This is a genomic window from Halosimplex yunnanense (genome assembly GCF_054504345.1).
The window spans coordinates 1-681 of sequence record NZ_JBTJEL010000014.1 but is presented as its reverse complement, the minus strand read 5'-3'; the positions used below and the strand labels follow the sequence as shown (position 1 = coordinate 681).

2 rRNA genes are annotated in these 681 nt (G+C 59.5%); both read left to right on the top strand.

The features are described from left to right. Nucleotides 1-133, top strand: a 16S ribosomal RNA gene (locus tag AB2U09_RS00090); the annotation flags it as partial. Nucleotides 134-490: 357 nt separating this feature from the next. Then, nucleotides 491-681 (top strand): 23S ribosomal RNA (locus tag AB2U09_RS00085); the annotation flags it as partial.

Here is a 681-nt window from a genome sequence, read left to right as displayed (position 1 = left end):
CACACACCGCCCGTCAAATCACCCGAGTGGGGTCCGGATGAGGCTCGGATACCCGAGTCGAATCTGGGCTCCGCAAGGGGGATTAAGTCGTAACAAGGTAGCCGTAGAGGAATCTGTGGCTGGATCACCTCCTACTGACCGAGACCGGGGCGACGCCCCGGCTCACTTACGCAAGTCCTGCCCTTGTGGCAGGCATCCGGTAGCACCCCGATCGTCCCGATCGGGCACCGAACTGTCAAGGCTCACACTTCCCTCTCACGAGGGAGACCGAGCAGGCAGCGCACCTCTTCGAGGTGTTCTCGGTTCGAATCCGAGTCGGTCAATACAGCGGACATCGCGTCCGCAAGAACATATGCACCATCCCGCGAAAGCGAGGTTGGGAAGGGTTCGATGTCGTCCCCGACGACCGCCGGGGGCGCACGATGACGACCGTGTGTACGTGCAATCCAGACGTCAACTGGATCCGTATCATCGGGATACGTGTATCCGACAGAAGTGGCTACTATGCCACCTGGTGAATAGCTCGGCTCGAGAGCCGATGAAGGACGTGCCAAGCTGCGATAAGCCTGCGGGAGCTGCATGGAAGCGAAGAACGCAGGATATCCGAATGGGAATCCCCACCGCAATTGCTTCGCGCAATGGGGAACGCCGGGAATTGAAACATCTTAGTACCGGTCGGAA